This window comes from Microbacterium algeriense, from assembly GCF_008868005.1.
In the GTDB taxonomy this organism is placed as follows: domain Bacteria; phylum Actinomycetota; class Actinomycetes; order Actinomycetales; family Microbacteriaceae; genus Microbacterium; species Microbacterium algeriense.
The window spans coordinates 869884-886312 of record NZ_WAAO01000002.1 but is presented as its reverse complement, the minus strand read 5'-3'; the positions used below and the strand labels follow the sequence as shown (position 1 = coordinate 886312).

At 69.6% G+C, this 16429-nt stretch carries 16 protein-coding genes; 8 read left to right on the top strand and 8 right to left on the bottom strand.

The window, feature by feature from the left end; genetic code table 11:
• Positions 1-9 precede the first annotated feature (9 nt).
• From F6A08_RS11890 to F6A08_RS11880, 3 genes are read left to right on the top strand one after another with little or no spacing between them, the layout of a single operon-like run.
• Positions 10-1632, top strand: a complete 1623-nt coding sequence (locus F6A08_RS11890) for an FAD-binding oxidoreductase (RefSeq protein ID WP_225855815.1) — start codon at positions 10-12, stop codon at positions 1630-1632.
• A 1-nt stretch (position 1633) separates the two neighbouring features.
• Positions 1634-2539, top strand: a complete 906-nt coding sequence (locus tag F6A08_RS11885) for a YegS/Rv2252/BmrU family lipid kinase (RefSeq protein ID WP_017202194.1) — start codon at positions 1634-1636, stop codon at positions 2537-2539.
• Entirely contained in the window at positions 2532-4163 is a 1632-nt protein-coding gene (locus F6A08_RS11880) for a GMC oxidoreductase (RefSeq protein WP_151459532.1), read from the top strand. Before F6A08_RS11885 ends, F6A08_RS11880 begins: the two co-directional genes overlap by 8 nt.
• Positions 4164-4275: 112 nt before the next feature.
• Here F6A08_RS11880 and F6A08_RS11875 read toward each other — a convergent pair whose 3' ends face one another.
• The 4 genes from F6A08_RS11875 to F6A08_RS11860 all read right to left on the bottom strand — a co-directional run bounded on the left by F6A08_RS11875 (position 4276) and on the right by F6A08_RS11860 (position 9474).
• Entirely contained in the window at positions 4276-6420 is a 2145-nt protein-coding gene (locus F6A08_RS11875; protein WP_151459746.1) for a 3-hydroxyacyl-CoA dehydrogenase NAD-binding domain-containing protein, read from the bottom strand.
• 8 nt (positions 6421-6428) lie between these two features.
• A complete protein-coding gene (locus F6A08_RS11870) occupies positions 6429-7634 on the bottom strand; it encodes a thiolase family protein (protein WP_151459531.1) in 1206 nt (401 codons plus the stop codon).
• 72 nt (positions 7635-7706) lie between these two features.
• A complete protein-coding gene (locus F6A08_RS11865) occupies positions 7707-8900 on the bottom strand; it encodes a ribonuclease D (RefSeq protein WP_151459530.1) in 1194 nt (397 codons plus the stop codon).
• The gene (locus F6A08_RS11860; protein WP_017202189.1) at positions 8893-9474 is read right to left on the bottom strand and encodes a DUF3000 domain-containing protein; all 582 of its coding nucleotides are present in this window, start codon (positions 9472-9474) and stop codon (positions 8893-8895) included. The genes F6A08_RS11865 and F6A08_RS11860 overlap by 8 nt, the downstream gene beginning before the upstream one ends.
• Positions 9475-9499: 25 nt before the next feature.
• Between F6A08_RS11860 and F6A08_RS11855 the strand changes: the two genes are divergently transcribed.
• Positions 9500-10654: an alpha/beta hydrolase family protein gene (locus F6A08_RS11855; protein WP_017202188.1), complete on the top strand. Its 1155-nt coding sequence runs from the start codon at positions 9500-9502 to the stop codon at positions 10652-10654.
• Here the strand turns inward: F6A08_RS11855 and F6A08_RS11850 are convergent.
• Positions 10638-11069, bottom strand: a complete 432-nt coding sequence (locus tag F6A08_RS11850) for a SufE family protein (protein WP_017202187.1) — start codon at positions 11067-11069, stop codon at positions 10638-10640. The genes F6A08_RS11855 and F6A08_RS11850 overlap by 17 nt on opposite strands.
• 18 nt (positions 11070-11087) lie before the next feature.
• Complete coding sequence (locus F6A08_RS11845) at positions 11088-11981, bottom strand: sulfurtransferase (RefSeq protein WP_017202186.1); 894 nt, start codon at positions 11979-11981, stop codon at positions 11088-11090.
• Between the two features lie 145 nt (positions 11982-12126).
• Here F6A08_RS11845 and zapE point away from each other — a divergent pair, with 145 nt between their 5' ends.
• The 4 genes from zapE (at position 12127) to F6A08_RS11825 (ending at position 15600) form a co-directional block, all read left to right on the top strand.
• The gene (gene zapE / locus F6A08_RS11840; RefSeq protein ID WP_017202185.1) at positions 12127-13164 is read left to right on the top strand and encodes a cell division protein ZapE; all 1038 of its coding nucleotides are present in this window, start codon (positions 12127-12129) and stop codon (positions 13162-13164) included.
• Positions 13165-13298: 134 nt separating this feature from the next.
• Positions 13299-14537 (top strand): ammonium transporter, encoded by a 1239-nt coding sequence (locus F6A08_RS11835; RefSeq protein WP_124895588.1) that lies wholly within the window; start codon positions 13299-13301, stop codon positions 14535-14537.
• Between the two features lie 20 nt (positions 14538-14557).
• The gene (locus F6A08_RS11830) at positions 14558-15142 is read left to right on the top strand and encodes a type II toxin-antitoxin system PemK/MazF family toxin (RefSeq protein ID WP_017202183.1); all 585 of its coding nucleotides are present in this window, start codon (positions 14558-14560) and stop codon (positions 15140-15142) included.
• 71 nt (positions 15143-15213) lie between these two features.
• Positions 15214-15600 carry an SPW repeat domain-containing protein gene (locus F6A08_RS11825; protein WP_017202182.1) on the top strand — a complete coding sequence of 129 codons (387 nt, stop codon included), beginning with the start codon at positions 15214-15216 and terminating at the stop codon, positions 15598-15600.
• 58 nt (positions 15601-15658) lie between these two features.
• On the opposite strand, the gene F6A08_RS11820 is transcribed toward F6A08_RS11825, so the two are convergent.
• Positions 15659-15841, bottom strand: a complete 183-nt coding sequence (locus tag F6A08_RS11820) for a hypothetical protein (RefSeq protein ID WP_124895586.1) — start codon at positions 15839-15841, stop codon at positions 15659-15661.
• 114 nt (positions 15842-15955) lie between these two features.
• The gene (locus tag F6A08_RS11815) at positions 15956-16381 is read right to left on the bottom strand and encodes a GIY-YIG nuclease family protein (RefSeq protein ID WP_017202180.1); all 426 of its coding nucleotides are present in this window, start codon (positions 16379-16381) and stop codon (positions 15956-15958) included.
• Positions 16382-16429: the final 48 nt, after the last annotated feature.

The window sequence follows — 16429 nt, the reverse complement described above, 5'->3', positions numbered from 1 at the left end:
CTGTAACCCATGAGCCGAGTGGATGGCAGGATCGATGCGGATCCGACGATGAGGTGGAACGGCTGGGGCGATCCCTCCCGAGCGAAGGGCTTGCCGCTGGCGGTCCGGACATTGCTGCCGTTGCTCCTCGGGCGCATCCGGCGACCCGAGCCGCCGGTCGCGCTGGACGCGGTGCAGCTGGCCCCGTCTGCTCTGACCGCGGACGACCTCGCGGCCTTCCGCGCAGCGGTCGGCCCGCAGCACGTCGACGACTCCGCCGAGTCGCGCATCCGCCACGCCGGCGGCCGCTCGACGCCCGATCTCCTGCGCCGACGACAGGTCGAGCAGGCGGCTCCGGACGCCGTCGTGCGTCCGAGCACCCACGACGAGGTCCGGGCGTGCCTGGACGTCGCGGTCGACCGCGGCATCGCGCTGATCCCGTTCGGGGGTGGGACCAGCGTCGTGGGCGCGCTGGACCCCGAGCGGGGCGGCCACCGTGCGGTCGTGAGCCTCGACCTGCGACGCCTCGACGGACTGCTCAGCCTCGATGAGATCAGCGGCGAAGCGGTGCTGGCCGCCGGCACGAGCGGGCCGGAGGCGGAGGCGCTGCTCGCCGCGCACGGTCTCGAACTCGGGCACTTCCCGCAGAGCTTCCGCTATGCCACGATCGGCGGATTCGCGGCGGCGCGGTCCTCGGGTCAGAACTCGGCAGGCAACGGCCGCTTCGACGCGATGGTGACCGGAATCCGGGTCGCGACGCCGACCGGCGACATCGAGCTGGGACGCGCACCGGGTTCGGCGGCCGGCCCCGACCTGGTCAGGATCTTCCTGGGCTCGGAGGGGATCTTCGGCGTCATCACCGAGGTGCGGGTGCGGGTGCATCCGATCCCGCGCGGCCGGGTGTTCGAATCCTGGACCTTCCCGGACTTCGCCGCCGGGGTCGAGGGCCTGCGTCGGGTGGCGCAGCACGGAGGCGGTCCGACCGTCATCCGACTCTCCGACGAGGCGGAGACCGCGGTGAGTCTGGCGCAGATCGGTCGGATCGGGAAAGCTCTCGCGAAGGGGGCGAGCGTGGTGACCGTGTACGAGGGGGAGCGGATCGCCGAGCGGCGGGCGCGTGTGAGCGCCCACCTCGCGTCAGCGGGAGGATCGTCGGCCGGGGAGGGGGCCGCTGAGGACTGGCTCGAAGGCCGCTTCGACGGGCCGTACCTGCGGGACTCGCTGCTCGACGCGGGAGTCTTCTGCGAGACGCTGGAGACGGCGACGACCTGGTCGAATCTGCACGCTCTGCGGTCGGCCGTGGCGGATGCGCTGACCCGGGGCTTCGCGGAGGCCGGCGCGAAGTCGTACGTCATGTGCCACGTCTCCCACGGCTATCCGACCGGCGCCTCGCTGTACTTCACCGTGCTCGCCGGCATCCGCTCCGATCCGCTCACCGTCTGGGGATTAGTGAAGGCGGGGGCGAACGACGCGATCCTGGCGGCCGGGGGGACGATCAGCCACCACCACGCGGTCGGCCGGGACCACGCGCCCTGGCTGGCAGAGGAGATCGGCGACACCGGAGTGCGGATCCTCGCCGCGATCAAGCGCGAACTCGACCCGGCCGGCATCCTCAACCCGGGTGCCGTGATCCCTCTCGAGCGGACGCGCTGAGATGGCGGAGCACATCGCGGTGCTCGCGAACCCGTTCGCCGGGAAGGGGCGGGGAGCCCGCTCGGCCGAGGTGGCCATCGGGCACCTCCGCGCGCGCGGCGCCGAGGTGCAGGTGTTCATCGGACGGTCGGCGGCGGACACCGCGCGACTCGCCGTCGCGGCCTTGGCGGACGGGCCACGGGCGCTCGTCGTGGTCGGCGGGGACGGAACCCTGGCCGGCATCCTCGACACGGTGTGCGAAGGCTCCGTCCCCGTGGTCCTCGTCGCCGCCGGCACCGGCAACGACCTCGCTCGCGCGCTGGGTCTGCCGCGCGGCGATTCCGCGGCGGCGGCGGAGCTGGCGGTCACGGGCGTACCTCGCTCGATCGACGTCGGCATGATCCGCACAGCGGACGGAACGCGCAGGTTCCTCACGGTCGCGGCTCTCGGGTTCGATGCGAAGGTCAGCGATCGCACGAACCGGCTCCGATGGCCGCACGGCGCGCTGCGCTACTACCTCGCCCTGCTCGTCGAACTCGCGCGCCTGCGTCCCATGGACTTCACCCTCGCGATCGATGGCGACGCTGCGGGCCGACAGCCGGGAACGCTGATCGCCGTGGGGAGCACGGCGAGCTACGGCGGCGGCATGCCGATCTGCGTGGGCGCCGTGCCCGACGACGGGCTGCTCGACATCGTGCATGTCGCCCCGCTGGGCCGCCTGCGTCTGCTGCGACTGTTCCCGCTGCTGCTGCGCGGCACGCACCTGGTTCGGCGGGAGGTCACGCATCGGCGCGCGCGGACTGTGACGGTCTCCGCCCCCGGGCTGGTCGTCTACGCCGACGGGGAGCGGATCGGCGAACACGAGTGCACCCTGTCGGTGCTTCCCGGGGCGCTCACCCTGATGGTCCCGGAGGAGAAGCATGACTGATTTCGACGAGGACGTCGTGGTCGTCGGATCGGGTTTCGGCGGTTCCGTCGCCGCGCTGCGACTCGCGGAGAAGGGCTACCGCGTGCAGGTGTACGAGGCCGGCCGTCGCTTCGAGGATGAGGACTTCGCGAGAACGAGTTGGAACCTCCGCCGCTACCTGTGGGCGCCGATGCTCGGCTGCTTCGGGGTGCAGCGGATCCATCGCCTGCCGCACGTGATGATCCTGGCGGGCGCGGGAGTGGGCGGCGGGTCGCTCAACTACGCCAACACGCTGTATCAGCCCGGCAGTGCGTTCTTCCAAGACCCGCAGTGGCGGGGCATCGCGGAGTGGGAGCCCGAACTGGCGCCGCACTACGCCACCGCCAAGAGGATGCTCGGCGTCGTGGAGCGCTATCCGCACACCGGGCCGGTGGAGCGGATCATGGCCGCCGCGGCGGACGACCTCGGCGTCGGCTCGACGTTCCGGCACGCACCGGTCGGAGTCTGGTTCGGCAAACCGGGGGAGCGCACACCGGACCCGTTCTTCGGTGGTGACGGGCCCGAGCGGACGGGGTGCACGCTGTGCGGCAACTGCATGGTCGGCTGCCGCGTCGGCGCGAAGAACACGCTGATGAAGAACTACCTCGCCCTCGCCGAACGTCGAGGCGTGGTCGTCTCTCCGCTGCGCACCGTGACCGAGGTGCGCGCGCTTCCGGACGGCGGTTTCGCCGTGACGACGCAGCGCAGCGGCGCCTGGTTCCGGCACGCGCGGAAGACAGTGACCGCGCGGCAGGTCGTGCTCGCCGCCGGCACCTGGGGAACTCAGCAACTGCTGCACCGGATGAAGGCGTCCGGCGCGCTGCCACGGGTCTCCGACGCCGTCGGCCGCCTCACGCGCACGAACTCGGAGGCACTCGACGGCGCAGTGGCCGTGTCCGTCCCGGAACCCCTGCAGCTCGCGCACGGCATCGCCATCACCACGTCATTCCACGTCGACGACCGTACGCACGTCGAGAACGTCCGCTACGGGCCGGGGTCGAACCTGATGGGGGCGCTGGCGACGGTACTCGTCCCGGGCGATCGTCGGCTCAGTGCGCGACTGCGCAGCCTCGGGACCCAGATCCTCCGCTCTCCGGTGCGGCAGTTCCGTCTCGGGAACCTCCGCCGCTGGAGCGAGCGGGGGATCATCGCGCTGGTCATGCAGACCGCGGACAACTCGCTCACGCTCTCGCTGCGTCGCCGCTTCGGCCGGCTGGTGATGACGAGCGCACAGGGACACGGGGAGCCGAACCCCAGCTATCTACCCCAGGCCCACACGGCGGCGGCGGCGATCGCGGCGCGGGTCGAGGCGGACGGCGGGGTGCCTGCCGCCGCACGCGGATCCTGGCCGGAGGTGTTCGGCATCCCTCTCACCGCGCACTTCCTCGGCGGTGCCGTGATCTCGGCGTCACCCGCGGACGGTGTCATCGACGCGTATCACCGCGTCTGGGGGCATCCCGGCCTGCACGTCGTCGACGGTGCGGCCGTGCCCGCCAATCCCGGTGTGAATCCGTCTCTCACGATCACGGCACTGGCGGAACGGGCGCTGTCGTACTGGCCTCGTCGCGGCGAAGACGACGAGCGCCCGGTTCAGCTGGCGAGCTGAACCTCGGCGACAGCGCTCGCGACGCCGTCCCGTACCAGCCGTGGGCGATGCGCAGCGCCCCACCGGATCCACGGGAATCCGGTGGGGCGCTGAGCGTGATGGCGTCCGGGGATCAGCGGCTCTCGACGCCGCGGATCTGCGGGGTGTGGAAGGAACCGCCGAACGCGCGCTCGGAGGCCCCTTCGCGGTCGAGGTAGGGCGAGGCCCCACCGTCGATGAACGGCCAGCCGGCGCCGAGGATCAGGCAGAGGTCGATGTCCTCGACCTCCGGGACGACGCCCTCGTCCAGCATGAGCTTGATCTCCTGCGCCAGGCCGTCCTGCACGCGCTGGAGGATCGTCGCGGCCGAGGCCGGAGTCTTTCCCACCGCCGGCTTCAGGACCTTCTCGGCCTGCTTGCTCCAGCCGACGACGCGTCCGCCCTTGTCCTTCTCCACGACCGTGTCGAGCTCCGCGAGCGCGTGGAAGTTCTCGTTGGCGTAGAACCGGTCGGGGAAGGCGCGCACCATCGTGTCCTGCACGTGGGCGGCCACCTTCCAGCCCACCAGGTCGATCAGCTGGAACGGACCCATCGGCAGGCCGAGCGGACCGAAGGCCTTCTCGACGTCCGCGATCGGCGTGCCCTCGTAGACCGCGCGGGCCGCTTCGCCCATGACCTTCGCGAGCAGGCGGTTCACGACGAAGCCGGGGGCGTCGGCGGTGAGCACCGCGTTCTTTCCCAGGTTCTTCGCGACCACGAATGCTGTGGAGAGCGCGGCGTCCGCCGTCGTCGGAGTCTTCACGATCTCGATCAGCGGCATGACCGCCACCGGGTTGAAGAAGTGGAAGCCGACCAGACGCTCGGGGTGTGCGAGCTTCGCACCGATCTCCTCGACCGACAGCGACGAGGTGTTGGTCGCGAGGATCGCGTCCTCGGCGATGATCTTCTCGATCTCGCCGAACACCTGCTGCTTGACGCCGACCTCTTCGAAGACCGCCTCGATCACGAAGTCGCAGTCCGCATAGAGGCTCTTGTCGGTCGTACCGGTGACGAGACCGCGCAGCTTGTTCGCGGTGTCCGCGTCCACGCGGCCCTTGGCCTCGAGCTTCCCGATCTCCTCATGGATGTACGCGACGCCCTTGTCGACGCGCGCCTGGTCCAGGTCGGTGATGAGCACGGGCACCTGGAGCTTGCGCACGAACAGCAGGGCGAACTGGCTCGCCATGAGACCGGCGCCGATGATGCCGACCTTGGTGACCTTCTTCGCGAGCTGCTTGTCGGGCGCGCCGACCGGACGCTTCGCGCGCTTCTGCACCAGGTCGAAGGCGTACATCGACGCCGCGAACTGGTCCCCGGTCACGAGTTCCGCCAGCGCCTCGTCCTCACGGGCGAAGCCCTCCGCCTTCGTGCCGCTCTTCGCCTTGTCGAGGAGCTCGAGGGCTGCGTACGGCGACTTCGGCATGGTGCCGATCTTCGATTCCAGCATGCCGCGCGCCATCTTGATCGCGATCGGCCACTTGGTCAGACGCTCGATCTTGCCCGGCTCGTTCTTCCGCTCGACCTTCTTGCCGCCGAGGACGGCGTCCGCCCACGACAGCGAGTTCTCGAGATAGTTCGCCGCAGGGAAGATCGCATCGAAGATACCGAGATCGAACGCCTGCTGCGGCTTCAGCATCCGGTTCTGCTTGAGCGGGTTCGAGATGACGACCTCGAGGGCGTTCTCGATGCCGATCAGGTTCGGCAGCAGGTAGGCGCCGCCCCAGCCGGGGATTATGCCGAGGAAGACCTCGGGCAGCGCCACCGCCGCAGCGGACGCGTCGACCGTGCGGTACGTGGAGTTCAGCGCGATCTCCAGTCCGCCGCCGAGAGCGAGACCGTTGACGAACGCGAAGGACGGCACGCCGAGCTCGCTCAGCTTGCCGAGCACCTTGTGGCCGAGCTGGGCGATCAGGCGCGCGTTGTCTCGTGAGCCGACCTTGCTGATGTCGGACAGGTCGGCGCCGGCTGCCATGATGTACTGCTTGCCGGTGATGCCGACCGCCTGGATCTCGCCCGCGTCGGCTCGGGCCTTGAGGCCGTCGAGGGTCTCACCCAGCTGGGTGAGCGTCGCGGGGCCGAGCGTGTTCGGGCGGGTGTGATCACGACCGTTGTCGAGCGTGATCAGGGCGAGCACCTTGCCGGAGGCGAGACGGATGTCGCGCACCGGTGAGTGCGTGATGACCTCGCCCTCCGTGAGAGCCTGGATGGGGGAGAAGTCGATGTCGTCGTAGTTCGTCACAGGGGCGCTCACTTCTTCTTCTTGCCGTCGTAGTGCGGGTTCTCCCAGATGACCGAACCGCCCTGTCCGAGACCGACGCACATGGCGGTCAGGCCGTAACGGACGTCGGGACGCTCGGCGAACTGCGCCGCGAGCTGGATCATGAGCCGCACGCCAGACGCGGCGAGCGGGTGGCCGACCGCGATCGCCCCGCCCCACTGGTTGACGCGGGGGTCGTCGTCGGCGATGCCGAAGTGGTCGAGGAGCGAGATCACCTGGATGGCGAAGGCCTCGTTGAGCTCGAACAGGCCGATGTCGTCGATCGTGAGGCCGGCCTTCTTCAGCGCCTTCTCGGTCGACGGGATCGGGCCGATGCCCATGATCTCCGGCTGCACGCCGGCGAACGCGAACGAGACCATCCGCATCTTCGGAGCGAGGCCGAGCTCCTTGACCGCACCGCCACCGGCCAGCAGCGACATCGTCGCGCCGTCGGTCAGCGGCGATGAGGTGCCTGCGGTGACGCGACCGTGCGGGCGGAACGGCGTCTTGAGAGCGGCCAGGTCCTCCATCGTCGTCTGCGGACGACGCCCTTCGTCCTCGGTGGCAAGGCCCCAGGCGCCGTCGGCACCCTTGATGGCCACGGGCACGAGGTCGGGCTGGATCTTGCCGGCGTCGTATGCCGCCTGCACCTTGTGCTGGCTCAGCATGCCGAAACGGTCGGAGCGCTCCTTCGTCAGGTGCGGGAAGCGATCGAAGATGCGCTCGGCGGTCACCCCCATGTTGAGGGCGCCGGGGTCGACCATCTTCTCGGCGACGAAACGGGGGTTCGGGTCGGCGTTCCCGCCGATCGGGTGGTGGCCCATGTGCTCGACGCCGCCGGCGAGTGCCAGATCGTACATGCCGACGCCGATCGAGGCGCCCATGGTCGTGACGCTGGTCATCGCGCCGGCGCACATGCGCTCCACCGCGAGTCCCGGCACGGTCTGCGGGAGTCCGGCGAGGATCGCCACCGAACGGCCGAGGGTCAGCCCCTGGTCGCCGGTCTGGCTGGTCGCGGCGATGGCGACATCGTCGATGCGGTCAGCCGGGACGGCGGTGTTGCGCTCCATCAGGCCGATGGTCGCCTTCACGGCGAGGTCATCCGCGCGGGTGTTCCAGTACATGCCTTTTTCGCCGGCGCGCCCGAAGGGGGTGCGTACTCCATCGACGAAGAAGACGTCCGAGATCTCGGCCACTCTGCCTCCAAGTTAGTGCGTGACCTCAGTCTAGGAAGCCGCGGAAACCGGGAGGAATCGGTTGGATCGAACCTACGAAACGGGTGCGGACGTGGTGTCCGGCGCTTGCGCCGCCTCTACAAAGGCCGCCGCGATCTTCTGTGCGGTCTGTTCAATCTGCCACGGCCGTGCGCCGAGCGCTGTCAGCGCGGCGGCGATCTCCTCGGCCGTCTCGCCCGGCAGATCCCAGGCGATGCGGCGCAGGTACTCGGGCGTGAGCAGATTCTCCGTCGGCATCCCCAGCTCTTCCGCGACGGCCTCCACCACGGGCCGTGCGGCCTTCAGGCGGGCATCGGCCTCCGGATTCCGGTCCGCCCAGGCGCGCGGCGGGGGGAGGGTGTCGCTCGGGACGCGCTCGCGAGGCAGGTTCTCCGCCGCGCGGCCATCGACGATGGCCTGCCACCAGCGGTCGAGCTGCGTGCGGCTCGCGCGCCCCTGGAACTCCTTGACGCCGGCCAGTGCCTGCTTGGATGTCGGGTTGGCCATGACTGCGGCGACGAGCGAGCGGTCGGGCACGAGCCGGCCGGGGGACACGTCCTGCTGCTGCGCATACATCTCCCGCGCCTCCCACAGCGCGCGGGCGACCGCGAGGTTACGGGCTCCGCGCACCTGGTGCAGTCCGCTCAGCCGACGCCAGGGGTCCTCCCTGGGCGGCTTCGGGGCCCGCGCGAGTGTGGCGGCGAACTCCTGTGCGGCGAACTCGGTCTTGTCCTGTTCGACGAGCTCGGCGACGAGGGCGTCGCGGACGTCGATGAGGTGCAGCACGTCGAGCGCGGCGTACTCGAGCCAGGAGTCGGGCAGCGGACGCGTCGACCAGTCCGCGGCGGAGTGCTCCTTCTTGAGCGTGATGCCCAGGGTGTCCTCGACGACCGCGGCCAGACCCACCCGATCGTGCCCGAGCAGCCGGGAGGCGAGTTCGGTGTCGAAGATCTCGTTCGGCTCGAGGTGCAGTTCGCGCAGCGAGGGCAGATCCTGGCTCGCGGCGTGCGGAACCCACTCCACGTCGCCGATCGCCGCCTGCAGCGGGGCGAAGTCGCCGATCGCCGGCGGGTCGAAGAGGAAGACCCCGGCGTCGCGCCGGAACACCTGCACGAGGTAAGCCCGCTGCGAATAGCGGAAACCGGACGCGCGCTCGACGTCCACGGCGACGGGCCCGGTGCCGGCGGCGAGCACGGCGCAGGCCGCGCGGAACTCCTCGGCATCCGAGATCACGGAGTATTCAGTCACGTACAGCCTTTCGCGCGCCGATCACGGCGATGCCCTCGGAGCCGGGCGGAAGTCCCGCCAGCATTCCGACCAGCTCGGCCCATGCTTCGACGTGCGGTCGGAACGGGCCCTCCGGTGTCCAGGACGCACGCAATTCTATCTGCGCTCCGTCGCCTTCGACGGCGAGACCACCGAATCCCTTCGACAGCGTCTTCGTCGAGGTCCCCGAAGCGGAGTGGTAGACCGCGTCACGGGAGTCGAGCGCGTCCACGAGCCAGGACCAGGTCACGTCGGCGAGGAGGGGATCCGTCCCGATCTCGGTCTCCAGCGGGGCCTGCGCGAACAGCACGATCCTCCACGCGCCGCCCCACGCGCCCGGCTCGTCGGGGTCATGCAGGAGCACGAACCGGCCGGTGCCGTACGCGGACTCGCCGTCGCCGTCCGGCCGCACATCGGCGGCGAGCGCGATGGCGAAGGGCGCGAGGCCCTGCGGCGTGGCGATCTCGCGGACCGAGATGTCATCGCGGAACTCGGTCTCGCGCAGTTCGGCCACGGCGCTGTCGAAGAGCGTCCCGGCTTCGGGGTGTGCGGTCACGGCAACAGGCTAGAGTCAGGAAGCGATGAAGAGTCTCAGGCACGCCGTTACGCTCCTTGTCCCCGCCCTGCTCGCTCTCGGAACGGGGCTGGCGCTGCTCGTGCTCGCCGTCGCACGGCGCGTCGTCACGCCCATGCGTCGCGTCACCGACACCGAGATCCTCTCCGTCGACACCGGCGCGCAGACCATCGAGCTGGGGCGCACTCTCGACACGGAGCTCCCCGGCCGGTACGGACTCTTCACCACCGGCACCTACGGCTACGTCAAGCTGGGCGCGGTGCTGACCGCGGATGCGCACACCGTGCGACGCAAGCTGCTGACCCAGATCGAGCCGGGAGCGCGCGTCGACAGAGCCGCCTCGTTCAGCGGCTACTACTACTCGTCGCCGAGCGAGCTCCACCTGCGCTGGGAGAGCGTGCTGATCGGCTCGCCTGCGGGACCGTGCCCGGCCTGGTACTTCCCGGCTTCGTCGACGACCTGGGTGATCCAGGTGCACGGCCGAGGGGCGACACGGGCGGAGTGCCTGCGCGCGGTCCCCGTCCTGCACGCGGCCGGCCTGCCGAACCTCGTGGTCTCGTACCGCAACGACGGCGAAGCACCGCGGACCAGGGCGGGCGCCTACGCGCTGGGAGCCTCGGAATGGCGTGACGTGGACGCGGCGATCGCCTACGCCCTCCGCCACGGCGCGGAACGGGTACTCCTGATGGGGTGGTCGATGGGCGGCGCGATCTCCCTGCAGGCCGCCGTCAACTCCGGTCTCCGCGACCGCATCGCGGGGATCATCCTCGAATCGCCTGTCGTCGACTGGCGCACCGTGCTGCGGTTCCAGGCGCGGATGGTCGGCGTCAGGGCCCCGCTGCCCGAGTTGGCTATGGGCGCTCTCCAGCGTCCGCTCACCGCGCGCCTCAGCGGGGCGGACGAACCGATCGCGTTCGACCGCCTGGACATGGTCGCCCGAGCGGACGAACTCGTCGCACCGATCCTCATCCTGCACAGCGACGACGACGGATTCGTGCCCGCCGACTCCTCGCATGCCCTGCAGGAGGCGCGCCCGGATCTCGTGACGATGCCGCGCTTCACGGTCGCGCGGCACACCAAGCTGTGGAACTACGACCAGACGGGGTGGACGTCCGCCATCACCGACTGGCTGGCGGCACAGGGGTTCAGCTCTTCTTCCTGACCTGGTTCTTCGCGCGCATGAGCATCCCCGTCATGCCGCCGATCCGCAGGGGCGATACCGCCTTGGTGAGCCCGATCGACTGCGGGTAGTCCTCCGGGATCGCGAGGACCTCGTCGACAGTGAGACCCGTGATGCCCTGCACCAGGATGCTCGCGAAGCCCCTCGTCGTCGGCGCCTCCGGAGGCGCGGTCGCGTGCATCGTGACGATGCCGTCGTCCACCTCGACATGGATGTACACAGGAGACTGGCACTCGGCGACCCGCTCGTACATCTCTGGATGGCTCGCGACGTCGTCGGACACCGGGGGCAGCTCATCCGAGAACTCGAGCAGCAGCAGGAGTCGATCGGCCTCCGGGGTCTCCAGGAAGCTGTCGCGGATCTCCGCCAGGGTCTCAGGAACGTCGCTCGTGCTCATCCCTGTCATTGTCACACGTCAGACGGAGCCGGGCTCTGTCCCCGTCACGATGGGCACGCGCACAGCGCTGCCCCACTCGGTCCAGGAGCCGTCGTAGTTGCGCACGTTCTCGAACCCCAGGAGGTGCTTGAGCACGAACCAGGTGTGGCTCGAGCGCTCACCGATCCGGCAGTACGCCACCACGTCGTCGCCGTCCCGGAGTCCGGCGCCGTCGCGGTAGATGGCATCGAGCTCGGCGCGGGTCTTGAAGCCGCCGTCCTCGGCGACGGCCTTCGCCCACGGCACGCTCTGCGCGGTGGGGATGTGTCCGGCGCGCAGCGTGCCCTCCTCGGGGTACGCAGGAGCGGTGGTGCGCTCTCCGCTGTACTCCTCGGGGGAGCGCACGTCGATCAGAGGGCTGCCGATGTGCGCGAGCACATCCTCCTTGTAGGCGCGGATGGCCGCATCGTCGCGTTCGACGACCGGGTACTCGGTCGCGGGTCGGTTCGCGGGTTCGCGGGTCAGCTCGCGGCCTTCGGCGATCCAGCGGTCGCGGCCGCCGTCCAGGAGACGGACGTCTTCGTGACCGAAGAGGGAGAAGACCCACAGCGCGTATGCGGCCCACCAGTTGTTCTTGTCGCCGTAGATCACCACGGTGTCGTCGCGGGCGATGCCCTTCCGGCTGAGCAGTGCGGCGAAGCCTTCGCCGTCGACGTAGTCGCGCACCACGGGGTCGTTGAGCTCGGTGTGCCAGTCCACCTTGACCGCGCCAGGGATGTGCCCGGTCTCGTACAGCAGCACGTCCTCGTCGGATTCCACGACCACCAGCCCCGGCGTGCCCAGTCGTTCGGCGAGCCACTCCGTCGTGACGAGCCGGCCGGGCTCGGCGTACTCGGCGAACTTCGGGGAGGAGGAATCGAACTCGACGGCCATGGGATCTCCAAGCATTGCGCGGGCGAAGGGGCGGGTGCGGACGGCGTAGTGTTGATCCGTCCCCTTCGACGATAGATCCCCGCTGAGCCCCCTGCGCCCGATTCGTAAGACTTCGACACAGGCCGGCACCCGATCCAGGACCGTGATGACCGACCCGACCAGCCGCACCGGAATCGTGCACCTCACCGAGCGCCAGCCGACCGTCAGCGGACCCGAGATGCTGGCGAGCCTGGTGCCGCCGCCGCAGTTCGACTCCGCGACCTTCGAGAGCTATCGGGTCGACCCCGCGTACCCGTCCCAGGAGGATGCGAAGCAGACGCTCATGCGCTTCGCCGGGCGCGGCACTCCCGCCAAGCGCGGCGGTCTGTTCAGCCGGGCCAAGAAGGAGCCGGAGCTCAAGCCGGGCGTCTACCTCGACGGCGGATTCGGCGTCGGCAAGACCCACCTGCTCGCCTCGATCTACCACGCCATGCCCGCACGCCGGAAGTACTTCGGGTCGTTCATCGAGTACACGGCTCTCGTTGGTGCACTCGGGTACAAGAACACGGTCGACCTCCTGAAGGGGGCCGATCTGCTCTGCATCGACGAGTTCGAGCTCGACGACCCGGGTGACACCATGGTGATGACACGACTCCTCGGCGAACTCGTCCCCACCGGCACGCGCCTGGCCGCGACCTCGAACACACCGCCGAACGCCCTCGGCGAGGGGCGCTTCGCCGCCCAAGACTTCCTCCGCGAGATCCACGCCATGTCCGACAGCTTCCAGACGCTCCGCATCGACGGCGTCGACTTCCGCCAGCGCGCCATCGACGGTCACGCGGTGACGCTCGACGATGAGGCGTATGCGACCGGGATCGCGGAGGCCTCCGCAGAGGGGGCGGTGTCGGACGACCGGTTCGACGACCTCATCCGTCACCTCGCGCAGGTGCACCCTTCCCGGTACATCCGTCTCATCGACGGCATCCACCGCGTCGGTCTGCGCGATGTCCGTCAACTGACCGATCAGTCCGAGGCGCTGCGCTTCGTGGCGTTCGTCGACCGGGTCTACGACGCGCAGCTGCCGATCCTGGCGACCGGGCTCGGTCTCGACGGCGTGTTCTCCGAGGAGATGCTCGCCGGCGGATACCGCAAGAAGTACCTTCGCGCCATCTCCCGGCTCAACGCCCTCACGCATTCTGCGTAAGCCCGCAGTCCCGCGTAACGCGATGTTCACACCCGGAGCCACGCTGTAACGCCGGGGAAACAAACCTCACGCATCCGTGAAACGGCGCGTCGTCACACTGAAGCTCTCAATTACTTCGGATGTGAGGTTTTCCTATGGATGCTCCCGGCAACATCTCGTGGGCGATCACCGCGACAGCGCTGGTGCTGCTCATGACGCCCGGCGTCGCCTTCTTCTACGGCGGACTCGTCAAGGCGAAGAGCGTCGTCAGCATGATGATGATGAGCTTCGGCTCGATCGGCCTCGTCGCTGTGCTGTGGATTCTCTTCGGCTTCTCGATGAGCGCGGTCGACAGCCCCACCGCCTTCGCGGGGAACCCGTTCGCCGACTTCGGCCTGTCGAACCTGGCCGCCGGTGAGGGCTCGAACGTCGCTCTGCTCGGCGTCGCCTACGGCGCCACCTTCGCGATCATCACCGTCGCCCTGATCTCCGGCGCCATCGCCGACCGCGCGAAGTTCGGCAGCTGGCTGATCTTCGCCGGCATCTTCGCGACCATCGGCTACTTCCCTGTGGCCGCGTGGGTGTGGGGCGGAGGGTGGATCATGAACCTCGGCACCACGTTGTTCGGCGAGGACAGCGGCATCGGCGTGATCGACTACGCCGGCGGTACCGCGGTGCACATCAACGCCGGAGCCGCAGCCCTGGCCCTCGCGCTGGTCCTCGGCAAGCGCATCGGCTTCCAGAAGGGCATCCTCAAGCCCCACAACGTCCCGCTGACCCTGCTGGGCGCAGCGCTGCTGTGGTTCGGCTGGTTCGGCTTCAACGCCGGAGCGGAGTGGCTCGCGGAGGACATGGGCGGCGTCGGACTCATCGGACTCAACACGCTCGGCGCCACGGCCGCCGCGATCCTCGGTTGGATCCTCATCGAGCGGATCAAGGACGGCAAGGCGACCTCGGTCGGTGCCGCCTCGGGTGCGGTCGCCGGTCTGGTCGCCATCACCCCGGCATGCGCCAACCTCACCCCGGGCTGGTCGCTGCTGCTCGGTGCGGTCGCCGGCATCGTCTGCGCCCTGGCCGTCGAGCTGAAGTTCCGGTTCGGCTTCGACGACTCGCTCGACGTCGTCGGCATCCACCTCGTCGGTGGTCTCATCGGAACCCTGTACCTCGGCTTCTTCGCCACGGGGACCGGACTGTTCGTCGGTGGGGACGCCCGCCAGCTCGCGGTGCAGCTCATCGCCGCGCTGGGTGTGCTGATCTACTCCTTCGTCGTGGCCTTCATCATCGGCTTCGCCATCCAGAAGACGATCGGCTTCCGCATCACGAACGAGGACGAGATCGCGGGTGTCGACCAGGTCGTGCATGGCGAGGAGGGCTACGCACTCGCAGACGCGTGATCTGCGCATAGGGTGACCGTGTGAGCAAGACCAACGGCATCCTGACAGCACTCGCGGACCTCCTGCTCAAGGCGGTGGGATCCGGCCGGGCGTCTCGGACATCAGCTCCGAGGCGCCCGGACGCGCGTCTGCGGCCGTCTGCGGAGAGAACCGCACCCGCCGGCGGGGGAGCCGATCGCGGACGCGCGAGGGGCACGGAGACGCTCCGCATCGATCCGGATCGGATCGGCGACCTCGCCGTCGCGTACGCACCGCAGCGAGACGGCGCTCCCGACGCCGGTGAGATCGTATGGACCTGGGTCCCCTACGAGGAGGACGACGGACGCGGCAAGGACCGACCGGTCCTGGTGATCGGGCGGCAGTCCGCCGACCGCGTGTACGCGGTGCGCATGACCAGCAAGCCGCACGACGGAGAGCGGGACTACCTCTCGATCGGTACCGGCGGGTGGGACTCGCAGGGCCGCGAGTCGTGGGTCGACATCGAGCAGCTGTACAGCGTGCACGAGCGGGGCCTGCGTCGGGAGGCCGCGGTGCTGGATCGGCGCCGCTACGACCGGGTCAGCGCGGCTCTCGGACGGCGCTACGGATGGACTGTCGCGCGCTGAGGCAATCCGATCGGGGGAGGGCTGCGAACGAGTGGTGAGTCGCGTTCCGCGGCGCCACACAAGGAGGAATCATGCGCTTCATCCCCACCAAGGTCCACGGAGTCCTCGACTACATCGTGGGCATCGCCCTGATCGCTGCACCCTGGCTGTTCGGCTTCGCGAGCGTCGGCGGCGCCGCCGTCGTCATCCCGATCGTGCTCGGTGTCGGGCTGATCGTCTACAGCCTGTTCACGAAGTACGAATGGGGCCCCTTCGGCTTCATCCCGATGCCCGTCCACCTGGTGTTCGACATCGTCGCCAGCCTGTTCCTCGCGCTGTCCCCGTGGATCTTCGGGTTCGCGGGCGAAGCCCTCAACGTGTGGCTGCCCCACGTCGTGGTCGGAGCCACGGTGATCGTCGTCGTGCTCTTCTCGCAGCCGCAGCCGGCGCGCACGCGTCCGGTCGCGGCGACCGCCTGACGGCTCGGACGACGAAGGGCGGCCATCCTCGGATGGCCGCCCTTCGCGTGTGCTCCGGCTACTCCTCGGCGTAGGGACCCTCGCTCGCCTCGCCGTCGGACTGCTCGGGGTCGACCTGAGCGGGAGGAAGATCCTGCAGGAACTCCCGATCCTTGTTCGGGTCGCCGCTGCCGTCTCCCTGCAGCGCGTCCTCGCCACTGATGCCGTCAGGCGCCTGGGGGATGTCATCGCGTCCGGACATGTCGTCTCCTCTCGTCTCGACGCTGTGCGCGTCCGTGACGGCCATCCTCCGATCCGCCGGCCGGGTTCTGCACCCCCTGGCCTGCGTGCGGCGGTCGTGCTAGCTCGGCGGACGTCAGCTCCGCAACGCGGTGCTCAGCCACCGCGCGTAGAGCTGCCACGGATCGCCTGCCCGCTGGAGCACGGCGATGTGCGCCCGGACGTCGTCGCTGAGAGTGAACCACTCGCCGCCCTCCCGCACCGCCGCGAACTCGCGATGCCGCTGCTGCTCGAGCGACCGGCCACCCTGTTCGAAAGCCAGCAGTTCCTGATGGCGGATGCTGGCGAGACGCCGTCGCGGTTGGCGGCTCGTACCGATCTTCACGCGCTGGTCGAAGCGGATGTAGTAGACGACGTCGACGCGGGGGAGAGGCAGGTCGGAGTCCGGGGCGTCTCCGTAGCGCCATCCGCACAGTGCGCAGTGCCAGGCGCCGTCCGTGCGCCGGCCGGCGGTGCTTCCGCACAGCGGGCAGGGGCCCGGAAGGCGGCGTTCGGTCGGCACGTGTCGAGGCTACGGGGGGCCTCGGACATCGACGGAGGGCGTCCGCCA

Bases quoted from the DNA above. Each gene is read 5' to 3' on its own strand.
- F6A08_RS11850 (WP_017202187.1), bottom strand. From the start codon at position 11,069: ATGAGCACGAGCGACGTTCCTGAGACCCTGGCGGAGATCCGCGACAGC.
- F6A08_RS11825 (WP_017202182.1), top strand. From the start codon at position 15,214: ATGCGCTTCATCCCCACCAAGGTCCACGGAGTCCTCGACTACATCGTG.
- F6A08_RS11820 (WP_124895586.1), bottom strand. From the start codon at position 15,841: ATGTCCGGACGCGATGACATCCCCCAGGCGCCTGACGGCATCAGTGGC.
- F6A08_RS11845 (WP_017202186.1), bottom strand. From the start codon at position 11,981: ATGGCCGTCGAGTTCGATTCCTCCTCCCCGAAGTTCGCCGAGTACGCC.
- F6A08_RS11855 (WP_017202188.1), top strand. From the start codon at position 9,500: ATGAAGAGTCTCAGGCACGCCGTTACGCTCCTTGTCCCCGCCCTGCTC.
- F6A08_RS11890 (WP_225855815.1), top strand. From the start codon at position 10: ATGAGCCGAGTGGATGGCAGGATCGATGCGGATCCGACGATGAGGTGG.
- F6A08_RS11880 (WP_151459532.1), top strand. From the start codon at position 2,532: ATGACTGATTTCGACGAGGACGTCGTGGTCGTCGGATCGGGTTTCGGC.
- F6A08_RS11835 (WP_124895588.1), top strand. From the start codon at position 13,299: ATGGATGCTCCCGGCAACATCTCGTGGGCGATCACCGCGACAGCGCTG.
- F6A08_RS11885 (WP_017202194.1), top strand. From the start codon at position 1,634: ATGGCGGAGCACATCGCGGTGCTCGCGAACCCGTTCGCCGGGAAGGGG.
- zapE (WP_017202185.1), top strand. From the start codon at position 12,127: ATGACCGACCCGACCAGCCGCACCGGAATCGTGCACCTCACCGAGCGC.